Origin of the sequence: Rhodococcus sp. SJ-3, assembly GCF_051918125.1 — a bacterium.
Classification (GTDB): Bacteria; Actinomycetota; Actinomycetes; order Mycobacteriales; family Mycobacteriaceae; genus Rhodococcus.
In genome coordinates this window covers 1,468,670-1,485,520 of the sequence record NZ_CM123306.1, presented here as the reverse complement: position 1 = coordinate 1,485,520, position 16,851 = coordinate 1,468,670, and the positions used below count along the sequence as shown (strand labels likewise).

Genomic DNA, 16,851 nt, shown 5'->3' with positions numbered 1-16,851 from the left:
CCGCTGGGCAAGATCGCCAAGCACGAACTACGGAAGCAATTCATCGACCCCGACGGACAGGTGGCGCCCGCCAACAGTGACGCACCCGGAACGACCCCCGCCACCGAGGTGGTCGAGTTCGAGACGATCGAATTCGAGGTCGCCGACCACATCGCAACCATCACGTTGAATCGGCCCGAGCGGCTCAACTGCTTCAACGAGACGATGGCCCATGATATGGCCGCTGCGTGGGCCCGGGTACGCGATGACGACAACATCCACGTCGCGGTTCTGCGCGCCAACGGTGAACGGGCGTTCTGCACCGGTGTCGACCTCAGCGAAGGAGCGTGGTGGACGCACCTCAACAGGTGGAACCAAGAGGATCCGGGTATCGACCTCGGACCCAAACAGCACCGTGTCTGGAAGCCGGTAGTGTGCGCCGTGAACGGTATGGCCGCCGGTGGCGCAATGTATTTCATCAACGAGTCCGACATCGTGATCTGCTCGGAGGACGCCACGTTCTTCGATCCGCACGCCAACGGCGGAATGGTCTCGGCGGTCGAACCGATCGGCATGCTCGCCCGCGGAATCCCCGTCGGTGAGGTGTTGAGGTGGGCACTGCTCGGCAGCGACGAACGCATGACCGCGGAAACGGCGCTGCGCGCGGGCATCGTCACCGAGGTGACACCCACCGCGGAGTTGCGGGGGCGAGCACATCAATTGGCCACGGAGATTGCCGGTCGCCGGCCCGAGGCGATCCAGGGCACGGTCCGCGCGATCTGGGAAGCCCTCGACATGAACCCGACGACGGCCCTGCGGAACGGATTGTCGTACACGCAGATCGGAAACCAGGGCGAGGGTCGATCCGATTCCCGCAAGAACAAGCGCACCCCGCGCTTCCGCTGACCGCGCTCCCACAACGCGCTAGAACAGGAGTACACATGAGCAGCAGCGTCGAAGCAGACCGGCTCCTCCGATTCGGCCAGGTGATCGGTGGTGCCGAGGTCCAGGCAGCTTCCGGCAAGACCTACCGGAGCCTCGATCCGTATACCGGGAAGCCATGGGCAGAAGTACCGGACGGAAGCAAGGAGGACATCGACCGCGCCGTCGAGGCGGCACGCGAAGCGCTGAACGGCGAATGGGGCCGGCTCACGGCCACTGCTCGCGGCAAGCTGCTGCGCAAGGTCGGCGACATCATCGCGCGCGAGGCCGACAACCTCGCCGAACTCGAAGTGCGCGACGGCGGCAAGTTGATGCGCGAAATGTCGGGGCAGATGAAGGGCCTGCCCGAGTACTACTACTACTACGCCGGGCTTGCAGACAAGCTCGAGGGCAGTGTGGTTCCGACCGACAAGTCGAACTTCCTCGTGTACACCACGCACGAACCGGTGGGTGTCGTCGGCGCGATTACACCGTGGAATTCACCGCTGCTGCTGCTCACCTGGAAGCTGGCGGCGGGCCTCGCTGCCGGATGCACATTCGTGATCAAGCCGAGCGATCACACTCCGGCATCGACGTTGGCCTTCGGACGACTGTTCGAGGAAGCGGGATTTCCGCCCGGTGTCGTCAACGTGGTAACCGGCTGGGGACCCGAGACCGGCGCCGCGCTGGCGTCGCATCCAGGCGTCGACAAGATCGCTTTTACCGGGTCCACCGGGACCGGGATCAAGGTCGGGCAGGCCGCGCTCGAGAACATGACCCGCTTCACCCTCGAGCTCGGCGGTAAGTCGGCGCAGGTTGTTTTCCCCGACGCAGATCTCGATGCCGCGGCCAACGGTGTCGTTGCGGGGATCTTCGCGGCCACCGGACAGACATGCTTGGCCGGTTCGCGGCTGCTGGTGCATGAGTCGGTGGCCGACGAACTGGTCGCGAGGGTGGTCGACCGTGCGTCGCGGATCGTGATCGGTGACCCGAAGGATCCGAAGACCGAGATGGGGCCGGTTTCCAACGAACCGCAGTTCCAGAAGGTCCTTTCGCACTTCGCATCTGCTCGGGAGCAGGGTGCCACGATCGCTTACGGTGGTGAACCCGTAGAGGAGCTGGGTGGATTCTTCGTCAAGCCCACCGTGCTCACGAACGTGACGCCCGAGATGAGGGCTGTGGCCGAAGAGGTTTTCGGTCCCGTGCTCGCGGTATCGACCTTCACCGACGAGGACGAGGCGATCGCGGCGGCGAACAGTACGGAGTTCGGGCTCGCGGGATCTGTGTGGACGAAGGACGTCTACCGTGCGCACCGCGTGGCGGGACAGCTCCGCGCGGGCACGGTGTGGGTCAACGCCTACCGGGCAGTGTCTCCGCATGTTCCCTTCGGTGGCATGGGCGCAAGCGGTATCGGCCGTGAGAACGGCATCGATGCCATCAAGGACTTCACCGAGACCAAGGCTGTGTGGGTGGAACTGAGCGGCCAGACGCGCGACCCCTTCACCCTCGGCTGACCGAACACTCCGGAATCGTAAGGAAGAATATGACCGACAACGGAAAAATCGACGCCGTCATCGTGGCAGGGGCTCGCACCCCGATCGGGACCGCGTTCAAGGGCACCCTGAAAGAGACCACCGCGATGGAACTCGCGCAGGTGGTGGTGGAAGAGGTGCAACGTCGCTCCGGCCTCGACGCGTCGCAGATCGACGACATCATCCTCGCCGAGTCCAACTACGGCGGCGGTGACATCGCGCGGCACGCGGCAGTCGTGGCCGGAATGCTGCAGGTGCCGGGACAATCCGTGAATCGGCACTGCGCGGGGAGCCTCACCGCGATCGGTAACGCTGCGGCGACGATCATCGCGGGAGCCGAAAAGGCCATCATCGCCGGCGGTACCAACTCGTCGTCGACCGCGCCGTGGCAGAAGTTCCGAACCCCGGGCACAGTCGACGAATTCACCGAGAAGTGGATGCCGCCGTCGCACCCGGACACTGCCGAGGCCCCCAACATGGACATGTCCATCACCGTTGGGTGGAACACGGCCGAAGAAGTCGGCATCACCCGCGAAGAAATGGATGCGTGGGCCGTTCGCTCGCACCAGCGGGCTATCGCTGCGATCGAAGCAGGCGCCTTCAAGGAAGAGATCGTGCCCGTCCAGGCTTTGCAGGCGGACGGTAGTCGTGTGGAGTTCACGACCGACGAACACCCGAGGCGGGACAGCACGCTCGAGAAGCTCTCGGGCCTGAAGCTGCTGCACCCCGAGATCGAGGGATTCTCCGTGACCGCGGGAAGTGCAAGCGGCATCAACGACGCGGCCGCCGCGGTGGCGATAGTCGGCAGTGAATTCGCGGCGGAACAGGGGCTGACTCCCCTTGCGACAGTGCGGGCGTGGGCGGCGTCGGCGGTGGACCCGGCCCGGACGGGCCTGGCCGTACTCGATGTCATCCCCAAGGTGCTCGACCGCGCAGGCGTCGGAATCGGCGACGTCGCACTGTGGGAGATCAACGAGGCGTTCGCATCGGTGCCGATCGCGGCCTGCAAGAAGCTCGGCATCGATGAGAACCTCGTCAACGTACTGGGTAGTGGTTGCAGCCTCGGACATCCGGTGGCGGCCTCCGGTGCACGCATGGTGATCTCCCTTATCCATGAGCTGCGCCGTCGTGGTGGAGGTATCGGTGTCGCGGCAATGTGTGCGGGCGGTGGACAGGCCGGTGCGGTGGTAATCGAAGTTCCGACAGATTCCCACTAGAAATGAACAGAACTGTCAGATAGTCTGGGCTCAGGCGCCCCGAACGGGTGGATGAAACCCCGCTCGGGGCGCCTGACGACTTGCACGAGGTTCGACGTTTCGGTGAGGGAGGTGCAGCGAATGCAGTCGACACCGCGTCGCGCAACGTTCGAGGGTGCAGGGGTCGCCCTGGTGGGGGACCTGTGGCCGGCTGGGGACGACAACACCCCTGTACGCGGGATCGCGCTCTTCCTGCACGGTGTGGCGCAGACCCGGCACTCCTGGCGTCGCACGGCGGCGCGCCTCGCGCAGACCGGATGGGTGGCCTATGCGATCGATCTGCGAGGGCACGGTGACAGCGAGTGGGCAGTCGACGGCAGCTACGGTGTCTCGGCCCATCTGGCGGATCTCCACAAAATTGTTCAAACCGTCAGAAATGAACATCCGGGACTGCCGGTTGCCATCATCGGGGCCTCTCTCGGCGGCAAGGTTGCACTGATCGGTCTCGGGGAGGCCCCCGATCTCGCCGAGATCCTCGTCCTGGTGGACATCGCCGTTACGGTCGAGATGGGTGGCGGTCACAGGGTGCGCGAGTTCATGAAAAGCGCACCGGCCGGATTCGCGTCCCTCGAGGAGGCCGCCGAGGCGGTCTCTGTCTACAAAGCCGGGGCGCCGCGCGCAGGCAACGTCGACGGCCTCCGGAAGAATCTGCGCCTGCGTGACGGCCGCTGGTACTGGCACTGGGATCCGGCCATGCTCGCCCCTCAGGACTCGACGGATCCGGACGCACCTGTCAGTGAGGAAATCCGCCAGCGCGCATCGGAGGCAGCACGGAGGATCACTCGTCCCGTGCTGCTCGTCCGCGGACAGGCATCGGACGTGGTGTCCGAGGCCGGTGTCGACGAGATGCGCTCTCTGATAACACATCTGGAGGTGATCGATGTGCGTGAAGCAGGGCACATGGTCACCGGAGACGACAACGACATGTTCACCGCCGGTCTCGGCGACTTCCTGACGCGAACTGCGTCGGACCACGGTGCTTTTCCGAAGGGAACGGGATAGAACGATGAGTTCCGAGACAATGGCTCCGGATTCGGAGCAACGGTCGTCCGAAGGGGCGACCAAGCTCGAACAGGTGGTGATCCGCATTGCGGGTGACTCCGGGGACGGTATGCAGCTCGCAGGTGACCAATTCACAGCCGAGGCTGCCGCCTTCGGTAACGACCTGGCAACTCAGCCGAATTACCCCGCCGAGATCCGGGCGCCTCAGGGAACTCTGCACGGTGTGTCGAGCTTCCAGATCCAGATTGCCGAGTACGACATCCTCACCGCCGGCGACCGGCCGGACGTGCTGGTCGCGATGAATCCTGCGGCGCTTAAGGCGAACATCTCCGATCTGCCGCGCGGCGGCACATTGATCGTCAACACCGACGATTTCACCAAACGCAATCTGGCGAAGGTGGGGTACGACAGTAATCCCCTCGAATCCGACGCCTTCGAGGAGTACCACGTACACGCCATTCCGATGGCGACGCTGACGATCGGCGCGGTCGAATCCGTCGGCATCGGCAAGAAGGACGCCGAACGGTCCAAGAACATGTTCGCTCTCGGTGTCCTGTCCTGGATGTACGGGCGACCGCTGGCAGCGATCGAAGAGTTCCTGGAACAGAAGTTCGCGAAGAAACCGGATATCGCGAAAGCCAACATGCTCGCACTGAGGGCCGGGTGGAACTACGGCGAGACCACCGAGTCGTTCGCCACGACCTACGAGGTCGCTCCGGCGAAACTCCCCGCCGGCACCTACCGCCAGATCACCGGCAACACCGCCCTGGCCTACGGCCTGGTCGCGGCGGGGCAGAGGGCCGGTATGGACGTGTTCCTCGGCACCTACCCGATCACCCCCGCGTCGGACATCCTGCACGAGTTGAGCAAGCTCAAGCAATTCGGTGTGGTGACGTTCCAGGCCGAGGACGAGATCGCCGGCATCGGCGCAGCGATCGGGGCATCCTACGGTGGAGCCCTGGGAGTGACCAGCACATCCGGGCCGGGTGTCGCGCTCAAATCCGAAGCGATCGGCCTCGCGGTGATGACAGAACTCCCGCTCATCATCGTCGACGTCCAGCGCGGAGGCCCGTCCACAGGCCTGCCCACCAAGACCGAACAGGCCGACCTGCTGCAGGCGATGTTCGGGCGCAACGGTGAGTCCCCGGTCGCGATCGTCGCGCCGCAGTCGCCCGCCGATTGCTTCGACGCAGCGGTGGAAGCCGCACGGATCGCCGTGACCTACCGGACGCCGGTGATGTTGCTGTCCGACGGTGCGATCGCCAACGGCTCGGAACCGTGGTCCATCCCGGACATCGGTTCCCTGCCCACCATCGAATCCGACCTCGCCGTTGCGCCGCACGATGCGGAGCAGCCCGGAACACATCTGCCCTACGCGCGCGATCCCGAGACCCTGGCACGAGACTGGGCCGTGCCCGGCACTGCGGGACTCGAACATCGAATCGGCGGGCTCGAAAAGGCCAACGGGACCGGCGATATCTCCTACACCCACGACAACCACGAACTGATGACCCGGGTGCGCGGTGCGCGGATCGCCGGTATCGAGGTGCCGGATCTGATCGTCGACGATCCGGGCGCAGATGCCGACATCCTGGTGCTGGGATGGGGATCGTCGTTCGGGCCGATCGGCGAAGCCGTGCGCCGGGTGCGTAGCTCCGGCCATACCATCGCTCGCGCACACCTGAGGCACCTGAACCCGATGCCCGCCAACCTCGGGAAAGTCCTCGGAAAGTACCGGCGCGTGGTGGTACCGGAAATGAACCTCGGCCAATTGTCGATGCTGCTGAAGGCTCGCTTCGACGCCGACATCCAGCCCGTGACCAAGGTGTCCGGAATGGCGTTCCTCGCCGAGGAGCTGCACGAGGCGCTCCTCGCGGAGTTCGCCGGAACCCTGACCGCCATCGAAGCAGCGAAGACACCCGCCGCCGTTGCCGCTGTCGTCACCCGTTGACGACGCGCACCGATTTGGAGAACACCATGACCAGTGTCATCTCGAACGGAATCGATTCGAGCACCCGTATCGGCGTCGACCTGGGCCTGAGCGCCCTCGCCGACGTACCACACACCGACGTGCCGCAGAAGGCGAAGGATTTCACGTCTTCGCAGGAAGTGCGCTGGTGCCCGGGATGTGGCGACTACGTCATCCTCGCCACGGTTCGCAGCATGCTCCCGCAGCTGGGTCTCAAGCGCGAGAACATCGTGTTCGTGTCGGGCATCGGCTGCTCCTCGCGGTTCCCGTACTACCTCGAGACCTACGGCGTGCACTCGATCCACGGCCGTGCCCCGACCCTGGCAACCGGATTGGCCGTCACCCGACCGGATCTGTCGGTGTGGGTCGTCACCGGTGACGGCGACTCGTTGTCCATCGGTGGCAATCACCTGATCCACGCGCTGCGACGCAACGTAAACATGCGAATCCTCATGTTCAACAACCGGATCTACGGGTTGACCAAGGGACAGTATTCGCCCACCTCGGAAGTCGGCAAGGTCACCAAGTCGACGCCCATGGGATCGATCGACGCACCGTTCAACACGATGTCGCTGGCGATCGGCGCAGAAGCGACCTTCGTGGGACGCGCACTCGACTCGGACCGCGCCGGGTTGACCGAGGTTCTGCTCGCGGCCGCCCAGCACCGTGGTTCCGCATTCGTCGAGATCCTGCAGGACTGCCCGATCTTCAATGACGGGTCGTTCGACGCTCTCCGCAAGGATGGGGCCGAGTCACGACTGATCCACGTGCAGCACGGCGAGCCCGTGGTGTTCGGCGCCGAAGGAGAACTCTGCCTGGTGCGCAAGGGTTTCGGTTTGAGCGTCGCCCGTACGAGTGACGTCGAGCCAGGCCGCATCGTCGTCCACGATGCGCACACCGACGACCCCGAATACGCCTACGCGCTGTCGCGGTTGTCGGACCAGGGACTCAACTACACCGTGACCGGAATCGTGCGTCAGGTTGCACGCCCCACCTACGACGACGGCGTCCGCGAGCAGGTCGTCCGCGCAAAGGAGACCGAGACGGCGGATCTGCAGCAAGTTCTCCATGGCAACAACACCTGGACCGTTTCCTAGCCCCTGTATCCGCCCCGGTCCCAACGCTACGTCCCATCCGTTTCCGACAGTGAAATGAGAATCCGATGACCTTCGACACCGATGCCGCGAACCGCGCTCTTGCCGGCTTGCGTCCGTTCCCGGTTGCCATCACCACCATCCACGGCGGCTTCGCCAACGGCCTTATGTCGCTGTCCGCGGGGTCGGCCAGCATCATTCCCGAGGCCCCTCGCGCCACCATCAGTCTCACCAAATACAACAAGACGCACGACATGGTGCTCGAGTCCGGCATCTTCGTCATGCACATGCTCAGTGCCGAGGACGACCAGATCGAGAAGTCCCTCGAGATCCTCATGACCCTGGGCGGCAGCTCCGGCCGCGACGGCGACAAGATCTCGAAGCTGCGGACCAAGACGGGTGTCACCGGAGCACCCATCCTTCTCGATGCCCACAGTTACGTCGAGGCCCGCGTCACCGGGTCGCTCGACGTGCAGGAGAGCACCATCTTCGTCGGTGACGTCGTCGGCGCCGAGATCCTCCACGACGGGGGGCGCCTGCGTATCGGAGAGGCATGGAGCAAGCTCCCGCAGGACTGGATCGAACAGTACGACGCGAACCACGAACCGCAGCTCGCGAACGCCCGCGCTCGCCGCTTCGGCTCGACCGTCTAGAAGGAGTCTCGTGACCACCGTCGAAGACACGTCGATCACCGGTGCTTGGGAGCTGCCCGAGGAGTTCCGCATGCTGCGCGACACCGTGCGCCGGTTCATGGCGGCCGAGGTGCACCCGCTCGAGGACACCCTCCCGCACGATGCCGCAGGCCTGCCTCGCGAACAGTTGCTACTCCTTCAGGAAAAAGCGCGCCGGCTCGACCTGTGGGCCATGCAAACCCCGGCCGAGTACGGCGGCGCGGGCCTGAGCGTCCTCGGCCAGGTCATCGTCGCCGAAGAAGCCGCCAAATGCCGTATGGGAGCCTTTTTTCCGGCGCTCGGCGCCTTCGGCGGCAACCCCCCCAACGTGATGTTCAAAGCATCGCCCGAGCAGTTCGCGAAGTTTGCCCAGCCGATCATCGACGGCACGGCGACCAAGGCCTATACCTCGATCAGCGAGGCGTCCGGCGGCTCCGACCCGGCGCGCGCTATCCAGCTCAAGGCGGTCCGCGACGGCGACCACTACGTGCTCAACGGCAGCAAGATGTGGACGAGTCACGCGGAGAATGCGGACTGGGGCGTCGTGTACGCACGTACCGGCGAAGGCCGCGGCGGGATCTCGTGCTTCATCGTCGAAAAAGAAACCCCCGGAGTATCTTTCCGTCGCATCAACGTCATGGCGTCGTTCGCTCCGTACGAGGTGCACTTCGACGACGCGCGGATTCCGGTCGGCAACCTCATCGGGGAAGAGGGCAAGGGCTTTTCTCTGGCCAGCGACTTTCTCGTCTACGGCCGAATCATGTATGCCGCAGGACCGATCGGAATCGCACAGCAAGCCCTCGACATGGCATGCCGGTGGGCCAAAGATCGCGACGTGTTCGGTGGCAAGCTCGCCGACAAGCAGGGCATCCAGTGGATGCTCGTCGAGTGTGAGGTGGAACTGCGCGCGGCACGGTTGCTGATGTACCAAGCAGCGTGGAATGCCGACCTCGGCAAGGACGTCAAGGTCGATGCGTCGGTGTCGAAAATGTACGGCACCGAAGCCGCCTTCAAGATCCTCGATCGGTGCATCCAGATTCATGGTGCTCTCGGTCTGTCCGACGAACTGCCGCTCGAGCGCTGGTACCGCGACCTGCGCGTCAAACGTCTCGGCGAGGGCGCCACCGAGGTGCAGCGCGTCGTCATCGCCCGCGAATTGCTGCGCTGACAGGAAGAGACACACTATGACGCTGAAATTCAATCTGATGTTCCCGATGCGCGCGGTCAAACACTATCCCCAGTGGATCGGGGACGGCAGTCTCGGAAAGGCCGCCCGAGTCATCGAGGACGCCGGCTTCGACGGCTTCTCGATGAGCGAGCATCCCTACCCGGACAAGGACTGGCTGGCCGACGGAGGACATCACGCCTTCGATCCCTTCGTCTCCCTGAGCATGGCCGCGGAGGCGACCCAGCGGATTCGCCTCATCACCTACGTGATGGTCGCCGGATATCGCAGCCCCTACCTCGGTGCAAAATCGGCGTCGAGCCTCGACGTCCTGTCCGGCGGTCGCCTGACCCTCGGAATGGCTGCCGGCTATCTGAAGCCGGAATTCGATGCGCTCGGAGCCGATTTCGCGCGTCGCGGCAAACTGCTGGACGAGGCTATCGCCGCGATGCGGGCCACGTGGGTAGGAGCCGAGCACACGGGCTCGGAATTTGCCGTGAGCAACCATATTTCGCTTCCGCTGCCCACGCAGGCCGGTGGCCCGCCCATCTGGATCGGGGGCAACAGCAAGGCGGCGCAACGCCGTGCCGTCGAGTCCGGGGACGGATGGATGCCCATGGCGCAGAACACGCGCACGGCCGAAATCACCCGCACTCCGGCGCTCGAGAACATCGACACGCTTCGTTCTCTGATCACGGCGCAGAACAAGCGTCGCGCCGAGATGGGCAAGCCGGACATGGACGTGAGCTTCGTTCCGTTCGAGAAGGACCTGCTCCGCACCGCGAACACCGCCACATTTTGTACCGAACTGGTGCCGCGACTGGACGAGTATCGCGAGGCCGGCATCACCTGGATCACGATCGAGCCATCGAGCCGCAGCTATGACGATTTCGTGGGCGACATCGAGTTGATGAGTGAGACGCTGATTCGCCGTTAGCGCGGGAATGGAGGTTGCGATGTACATCGCTTTCACCGAAAGCATGCTGGCGCTCCGGGGCGAGTTGCGCGCCTATTTCGCGGAGTTGGTGACTGCCGAAGAACGCTCCAGCAAAGAGATCTTCAGCCGGGACCGGCTGATGGAGATCTCCGGACAACTCGGCAGGGATGGTTGGCTCGGAATCGGATGGCCGGTCGAGTACGGCGGCCAAGGTCGCTCCGAACTCGAACAGTTCGTGTTCTTCGACGAAGCCAAACGCGCCGGCGTACCCATTCCGATGCTCGCGCTGAACACCGTCGGACCGACCCTGATGACGTTCGGAACCGAGGAGCAGAAAAAACGGTACCTACCGGCGATCCTGAGTGGCGAGATCGATTTCGCGGTCGGGTACACCGAGCCCGCCTCCGGCACGGACCTCGCGTCGTTGCAGACCCGGGCCGTGCGCGACGGCGACGAGTACGTCATCGACGGCAACAAGATCTTCACCACCGGTGGCGCGGTGTCCGACTACATCTGGCTTGCCGCCCGCACCGATCCGGCCGCACCCAAGCACAAGGGCCTGTCGATCTTCATTGTGCCCACCGACAGTCCCGGGTTCGAGGTCACACCGCTACCGACGATCGCCGAGGACGGCGTGCGGGCGACGACATCGACGTACTACTCGAACCTGCGCGTCCCGGTGGCGAATCGTGTTGGGGACGAGAACGACGGTTGGAGGTTGATCACCACCCAGCTCAACCATGAGCGTGTCGCGCTCGCGGCGTCGCGTGGTTGGATTCTCGGCCTCGCCGAAGAGGTCGGGGAGTGGGCCGTTGCGGCCGAGACGCCGGGCGGTGGCCGCCTGATCGACACGCCGTGGGTACGTCACCTGCTCGCACGGATCGACGCGCGGCTCGAGGCGATGAAACTCTTCAACTGGCGCATGGTTGCACTGGCCAACGGCGGCGGTGCGCTCACCCCGCACGACGCGGCAGTATCGAAGGTGTACGGCACCGAGATGCTCATCGAGGCAACTGCCGACCTGCTCGAGGTGCTCGGTCATGCAGGATCCCTGCGAAACGGATCTCCGGCCGCTGTGCTGCACGGACGAGTCGAGACCGCGTATCGCGGCGCGGTCGTGGGCACATTCGGTGGCGGTAACAACGACATGCTGCTGGAGATGATCTCGACATCGGCGCTGGGCATGGTTCGCACGAAGCGATGAGTATCCGTCGCAGTAGATCGATTACATCGGAAGACGAGGACTGACCATGGATTTCGCGCCCACCGAGGAACAGGTTGCGGTACGCGAGTTGACCGCCACAGTGGTCGCATCACGGGATGCGTCTGCCCCGAAATGGCCGGACACACAGTTGTGGACCGCCCTCGCCGACGCGAGTCTGCTCGGTATTGCATTACCGGAGGACGTCGGCGGCAGCGGGCTGGGTCTCGTCGAGTTCGGCTTCGTGCTTGCCGAATGCGGTCGCGGACTCGCCCGCGTGCCGGTGCTGTATTCGACGGTTGCGGCGCTTGCGGTCGATCGTTTCGGCTCCGAGACCCAACGCCGAACGTGGCTGCCCGGCCTGGTCGACGGCTCCCGGATCCTGACTGTCGGTATCGACCTCACCGAGCGCAGTTCCCACCCCACAGCCCGCCGCGACGGCGAGGGCTGGATCCTCGACGGAGCGCTCCCGTCGGTCCCGTGGGCGGAGCAGTCCGACCGGATCCTGGTCGCCGCGGACGCAGCCGACGGCACAGTCCTGGTGCTTGTCGATCCGCATGCCGAAGGCGTAGCGACGACCGCGCAGGACACCACCAACGGAGAACCCGACGCCACAGTTACCCTTACCGGGGTCGTGGTGGCTCCCGATGAGGTGATTTCCGGTCTGGACCCGAACCATTCTGCGTTGCAGTGGGTCTGGCAAAGACTTGTCGCGGGATCCTCAGCTCTACTGCTCGGAGTGTGTGAGGGTGCGCTCCGTCTGACTGCGGACTACACCAACGAGCGTGAGCAATTCGGACGGGTGATCGCGACGTTCCAGGCGGTCAAGGTCCATGCGGGAGAAGCGTTCATCGATACGGAAGCCATCCGCGTGACGACGTTTCAGGCGCTGTGGCGGCTGGACCGTGGATTGCCGGCCGAGCGAGAAGTCTCCATCGCCAAGTTCTGGGCGTCGGAGGGCTCGGCCCGGGTCACCGGTACTGCTCAACGACTGCACGGAGGAATCGGGGTTGCGCTGGACTACCCGGTGCACCGGTATCTGTTGTGGGCAAAAAATACCGAACTTCGGCTCGGCTCCGCGCAATGGCATCTGGGCCGTCTCGGCGAGTTGCTGGAAGCGTCGTCGTGAGTGTCGGAGCGCTCGACGGTCTGCGCGTCGTCGAGCTCGCCACCGGCATCGCCGCGCCCTTCGCGGCGCGACTGCTCGCCGACCTCGGAGCCGATGTCGTCAAGGTGGAAGACCCGCAGGGTGATCCTCTTCGCCGGGAAGGCCCGTTCCGCTCCGACGACTCCGCGCACACCGACGGCGGTGTGTTCGGGTACGTCTCGGCCAACAAACGCGGCATCGTGCTCGACCCGTCCGAGATCGACCGGGTCCGCGAACTCGTCACGGGCGCCGACATTCTGGTCGAGAATTTCGGCCCTGGCGGACTCGAGGAACGTGGCTTGGCGCCTGCACTGCTGCGCGAGAACAATCCGGCCCTGGTGATCGCTCGGCTCTCGGACTTCGGCCAGGACGGCCCGGATGCGAACCTGCCCGCCTCCACCTTGACCCTTCAGGCCCGGGCGGGCTGGGTCTCTGCCCGCGGCGGCGCGTCCTCGCCGCCTACCCAGGTCGGCGGCGCCTACCTGGACTTCATCGCGGGCACCTACCTGGCGGTGGGAATCCTCACCGCGGTCGAGACCGCCCGCGTCACCGGTCGCGGGAGCGATGTGGACACCTCGCTTCTCGAGTGCGCGCATTCCACGACGTCGTTCCCGGTCCTCACCAATGGTGTCCTGTCCAGGATGGGTCGAGGTCCGAACAGCCCCGGCCATGTGCTCCTCGGTGTCAAACCGTGCGCCGACGGGTGGGTCGGCATCAACGTTCTCACCGGACAGCAGTGGCGTGACGTGTGCTCGCTCGTCGACGCGGAGGAGTACGCCGACAAGCAGGACGCGCTGCGTACCGGGGGGCCGGACCGCGTGGGCTTCGAGGCCCGTGTCGACGCGTGGCTTGCAGACCAGCGTGCCGAGGATGTCGTCGAACTGTGTCAGGCCTTGCGTATCCCTGCCGTCCCGGTTTACGACGGTGCATCCATCGTGCGGAGCGCGCAGTGGACCGAACGCGAGTTCTTTACCCGTGCCGGCTCCCGGCACGGGGAGTTTCTTCACCCGTCCTTCCCGTGGCGACTGTCCGGGAGTCCCGCACAGTGGCACCGGCCCGCGCCGCGGCTGGGTGAGCACACCGCCGAGGTGCTCGCCGCGCCTTGGCCGCGTCGCCTGCCGCGCGCAGTCACACCGGGAGCCGACCCGCAGCGTCCGCTGGCAGGAGTGCGAGTCCTGGACCTGGGCACCTTCTGGGCTGGTGGCGCGTGTGGCACGTACCTCGGTGCGATGGGCGCAGACGTCGTCAAGATCGAATCCCTGCAGCGGCCGGACGGTTTCCGATTCAACATGTCCGGGCCCGCGCTCGGTCCCCGATGGTTCGAATTCGGCCGCTTCCGTGCGGTCAATCTCAACAAACGATCACTCACTCTCGACCTCGGCCGTGAGGAGGGTCGGGACCTGCTCGAGCAGCTCCTCGCCTCCGCGGACATACTGCTGGAGAACTACTCGGCGCGTGTGATCGAGACGTTGGGCTTCGGCTGGGACCGTGTACGGGAGATGAACCCGAATATCGTCATGGTTCGCATGCCGGGGTACGGCCTCGAAGGGCCCTGGCGCGACTACGTCGGCTGGGGCAATGCCTTCGAACAGGTAGCCGGACAGTCGTACATCGGTGGCTCTCCCGAGGGGAGACCGCAGACCCCCGGCGGTTACACAGACCCGCTCGTTGCGATGCACGGCGTTGTCGCGACGCTCGCTGCGCTGCAACATCGGCGTCGAGGTGGTGGTGGGCAGTTGGTCGAGGTGTGCCAGATCGAGGTTGGAGCAACTGCGTGCCCGGAACCGGTCATTCAACATTCGATGACGGGAGAGATTCGACAACGCATCGGAAATCGGAGTGTCTCGGCTGCGCCGCAAGGCGTGTACCCCGCGGCTGACGGCTGGATCGCCCTGTCGGTGCGTGACAATGCGGAGTGGACCGCATTACTCCAGGCATTCGGCAACCCGGGCCACCTCGAGGATTCGGCCTTCTCCACACCGGAAGGTCGTCATGTAGCACATGATCGGCTCGACGAACTGTTGGCCGACACCACATCGTTGCACGAGGTCGCCTATCTGACGAAGCTCTTGTCGAATAGCGGTGTTCCCGCAGCCAAGGTCGCCGGAAGCAGTGATTACCTGCATGACCCCCAACTGTCGCATCGGAAGTACTACGAAAACCTCGATCACGATGACGCAGGACCCGACTGGTACCAAGGTTGGCCCATGCGTTTTTCCGTCGGGCCCGAGCGTTCCCACCGCAGCGGTGCGCCCACACTCGGACGGCACAGCCGAGAGATTCTTGTCGGCGAACTCGGACTCGACGACGCCGATCTGGCAGCACTCGAACAGACGGGAATCGTCGGAACCGTGCCGACAGGACTGCAACTGCCGGCTTCGAGTACGGCGGATAAGCCATGACCGAACAAGTCGAGGCCCGTGCCGCCGTCAGCAAGGGCGGAGTCGAATTCGAGTCTCTGATCGGCGAATTCCGTCGGATGCATGCTGCTCTGTGCGCCGCGGCCCCGGACCGGAAATTGATGGCGACGCTGCAGCGCGAGTTCCGTGATGCCGCGGATCGACTCGAGTCCTCCCGGCAGCTGGTGGAGGATGATCGTGCGTCTCGTCGGATAGGGATGAGCTCGCGTGGCCATCCCACCCTCGTGCCGTTCGATGTCGAATACCTCGACGAGCACACCTTCCGCGCTACCGTTGAGTTCAGCGACGTACACCTCGGAGGCAACGGTGCGGTTCACGGCGGTATGATACCGCTGCTGTTCGATGACTTTCTCGGTATGTTCGTCAGCGAGAAGGGGCAATCACACTCGCGCACAGCCTTTCTGAAGGTCAACTACCGCAAGATCACCCCTGTCTACAGGCCACTGCTGGTGGAAGGGACAATCGATCGGATAGAGGGCCGCAAGACCTGGGTATCCGGCCGCTTGTACCACGGCCCCGATGTGACGGCCGATGCCGAAGCTCTGTTCGTCCGATTGCTTCCCGGTCAGCCGTAACCCATTCCGCCGCACGACTTGCGGATGTCGGTCTTCAGAACGCGACGAGAAAAGGAGAGTCTGTGGTGTCAATACAATTCGGCGTCTTCGTACCCCAGTTCCGGATCGATGTCAGAGGCATGCAGGCTCGTGCAGTTGCTGCCGAACACGCCGGATTCGATTCCTTCTGGCTTATGGATCATCTCTACTCGCCCGGAGGAAGGCCTACGGACAGCCTCGAAAGCTGGACATTGCTGACCATGCTCGCCGGTGCCACCTCCACGATCCGACTCGGTCATCTTGTGGGCTGCAACCCGCTTCGTCATCCTGCACTGCTGTCGAAGATGGCGGCAACTGTCGACAACATCAGTGGAGGGCGACTCGACCTGGGACTCGGGTGGGGGTCGGTCGAGGCGGAATTCGACATGTTCGGCATCCCGGTGGGATCACGTCGTGAACGCGCGGAGGCCTTGGGGGAGACCATCGAGATCTTCCGGAAGATGTGCAACGGGGAACCGTTCGACTACGACGGCCGCCATTTTCGGCTTCGTGGCGCGTACGGATTACCGGCCCCAGTGCAAAGCCGCATTCCGATCCATATCGGCGGTGGTGGGAAGCAACTGACGATGCCGCTTGTGGCGGAACACGCCGACTGGTGGAACTGTCTGGGGAGTGCCCGGCACCGGATCGACGAGTTGGCGCCACTGCGCGGGCAGGCACGGATCTCTGCGCAGTACGCAGTGGGGTTCGCGCAGAGTAGGGAGCAGATTCCGGACGTGGCGGCCGCGACGGCACGTCGGATGCCCGACCAGAGTTGGGGTGCACCACTTGTAGGAACGGCGGATATGCTGATCGACCAGTTGAACGAGGAACGTCAGCGCGGTGTGGAACTGTTCGTTCTCCGGTTCCACGATTTCGCCGCACCGGAGACTCTCGAACGGTTCGGTCGCGACGTGATCGCAAAGTTGTCGTGAATCGCCTTGGCCGGTGAGGGTTCTTCCCT

General features: G+C 64.5%; 14 protein-coding genes. All 14 read left to right on the top strand.

Annotated elements, in window-relative coordinates; genetic code table 11:
- The first annotated feature begins 108 nt into the window (after positions 1–108).
- The 14 genes from ACTDXD_RS06605 to ACTDXD_RS06540 all read left to right on the top strand — a co-directional run bounded on the left by ACTDXD_RS06605 (position 109) and on the right by ACTDXD_RS06540 (position 16,822).
- Positions 109–885, top strand: coding sequence for an enoyl-CoA hydratase/isomerase family protein (locus ACTDXD_RS06605; protein WP_330150905.1), 777 nt, complete (start codon positions 109–111; stop codon positions 883–885).
- A 35-nt stretch (positions 886–920) separates the two neighbouring features.
- A complete protein-coding gene (locus ACTDXD_RS06600) occupies positions 921–2,414 on the top strand; it encodes an aldehyde dehydrogenase (RefSeq protein WP_440126342.1) in 1,494 nt (497 codons plus the stop codon).
- Between the two features lie 29 nt (positions 2,415–2,443).
- A complete protein-coding gene (locus ACTDXD_RS06595) occupies positions 2,444–3,649 on the top strand; it encodes a thiolase family protein (RefSeq protein ID WP_330150878.1) in 1,206 nt (401 codons plus the stop codon).
- 120 nt (positions 3,650–3,769) lie between these two features.
- On the top strand, positions 3,770–4,690 hold the full coding sequence (locus ACTDXD_RS06590) for an alpha/beta fold hydrolase (RefSeq protein ID WP_440126341.1): 921 nt from the start codon (positions 3,770–3,772) through the stop codon (positions 4,688–4,690).
- Positions 4,691–4,694: 4 nt separating this feature from the next.
- A complete protein-coding gene (locus ACTDXD_RS06585) occupies positions 4,695–6,641 on the top strand; it encodes a 2-oxoacid:acceptor oxidoreductase subunit alpha (RefSeq protein WP_330150876.1) in 1,947 nt (648 codons plus the stop codon).
- Between the two features lie 26 nt (positions 6,642–6,667).
- A complete protein-coding gene (locus tag ACTDXD_RS06580) occupies positions 6,668–7,756 on the top strand; it encodes a 2-oxoacid:ferredoxin oxidoreductase subunit beta (protein ID WP_440126340.1) in 1,089 nt (362 codons plus the stop codon).
- 65 nt (positions 7,757–7,821) lie between these two features.
- Entirely contained in the window at positions 7,822–8,406 is a 585-nt protein-coding gene (locus ACTDXD_RS06575; protein ID WP_440126339.1) for a flavin reductase family protein, read from the top strand.
- 70 nt (positions 8,407–8,476) lie between these two features.
- The gene (locus ACTDXD_RS06570; RefSeq protein ID WP_440127559.1) at positions 8,477–9,592 is read left to right on the top strand and encodes an acyl-CoA dehydrogenase family protein; all 1,116 of its coding nucleotides are present in this window, start codon (positions 8,477–8,479) and stop codon (positions 9,590–9,592) included.
- A gap of 16 nt (positions 9,593–9,608) precedes the next feature.
- Positions 9,609–10,526, top strand: coding sequence for an LLM class F420-dependent oxidoreductase (locus ACTDXD_RS06565; RefSeq protein ID WP_440126338.1), 918 nt, complete (start codon positions 9,609–9,611; stop codon positions 10,524–10,526).
- 19 nt (positions 10,527–10,545) lie between these two features.
- On the top strand, positions 10,546–11,730 hold the full coding sequence (locus tag ACTDXD_RS06560; RefSeq protein WP_440126337.1) for an acyl-CoA dehydrogenase family protein: 1,185 nt from the start codon (positions 10,546–10,548) through the stop codon (positions 11,728–11,730).
- 46 nt (positions 11,731–11,776) lie between these two features.
- Positions 11,777–12,856 (top strand): acyl-CoA dehydrogenase family protein, encoded by a 1,080-nt coding sequence (locus ACTDXD_RS06555; protein ID WP_440126336.1) that lies wholly within the window; start codon positions 11,777–11,779, stop codon positions 12,854–12,856.
- Positions 12,853–15,276, top strand: a complete 2,424-nt coding sequence (locus ACTDXD_RS06550) for a CaiB/BaiF CoA transferase family protein (RefSeq protein WP_440126335.1) — start codon at positions 12,853–12,855, stop codon at positions 15,274–15,276. The genes ACTDXD_RS06555 and ACTDXD_RS06550 overlap by 4 nt, the downstream gene beginning before the upstream one ends.
- Positions 15,273–15,869 carry a PaaI family thioesterase gene (locus tag ACTDXD_RS06545; RefSeq protein WP_440126334.1) on the top strand — a complete coding sequence of 199 codons (597 nt, stop codon included), beginning with the start codon at positions 15,273–15,275 and terminating at the stop codon, positions 15,867–15,869. Before ACTDXD_RS06550 ends, ACTDXD_RS06545 begins: the two co-directional genes overlap by 4 nt.
- Positions 15,870–15,934: 65 nt before the next feature.
- Positions 15,935–16,822 carry an LLM class flavin-dependent oxidoreductase gene (locus ACTDXD_RS06540; protein ID WP_440126333.1) on the top strand — a complete coding sequence of 296 codons (888 nt, stop codon included), beginning with the start codon at positions 15,935–15,937 and terminating at the stop codon, positions 16,820–16,822.
- Positions 16,823–16,851: the final 29 nt, after the last annotated feature.

Coding starts and splice junctions, on each gene's coding strand:
- ACTDXD_RS06565 (WP_440126338.1), top strand. CDS start 9,609: ATGACGCTGAAATTCAATCTGATGTTCCCGATGCGCGCGGTCAAACAC.
- ACTDXD_RS06555 (WP_440126336.1), top strand. CDS start 11,777: ATGGATTTCGCGCCCACCGAGGAACAGGTTGCGGTACGCGAGTTGACC.
- ACTDXD_RS06595 (WP_330150878.1), top strand. CDS start 2,444: ATGACCGACAACGGAAAAATCGACGCCGTCATCGTGGCAGGGGCTCGC.
- ACTDXD_RS06580 (WP_440126340.1), top strand. CDS start 6,668: ATGACCAGTGTCATCTCGAACGGAATCGATTCGAGCACCCGTATCGGC.
- ACTDXD_RS06585 (WP_330150876.1), top strand. CDS start 4,695: ATGAGTTCCGAGACAATGGCTCCGGATTCGGAGCAACGGTCGTCCGAA.
- ACTDXD_RS06590 (WP_440126341.1), top strand. CDS start 3,770: ATGCAGTCGACACCGCGTCGCGCAACGTTCGAGGGTGCAGGGGTCGCC.
- ACTDXD_RS06545 (WP_440126334.1), top strand. CDS start 15,273: ATGACCGAACAAGTCGAGGCCCGTGCCGCCGTCAGCAAGGGCGGAGTC.
- ACTDXD_RS06560 (WP_440126337.1), top strand. CDS start 10,546: ATGTACATCGCTTTCACCGAAAGCATGCTGGCGCTCCGGGGCGAGTTG.
- ACTDXD_RS06570 (WP_440127559.1), top strand. CDS start 8,477: ATGCTGCGCGACACCGTGCGCCGGTTCATGGCGGCCGAGGTGCACCCG.
- ACTDXD_RS06600 (WP_440126342.1), top strand. CDS start 921: ATGAGCAGCAGCGTCGAAGCAGACCGGCTCCTCCGATTCGGCCAGGTG.
- ACTDXD_RS06575 (WP_440126339.1), top strand. CDS start 7,822: ATGACCTTCGACACCGATGCCGCGAACCGCGCTCTTGCCGGCTTGCGT.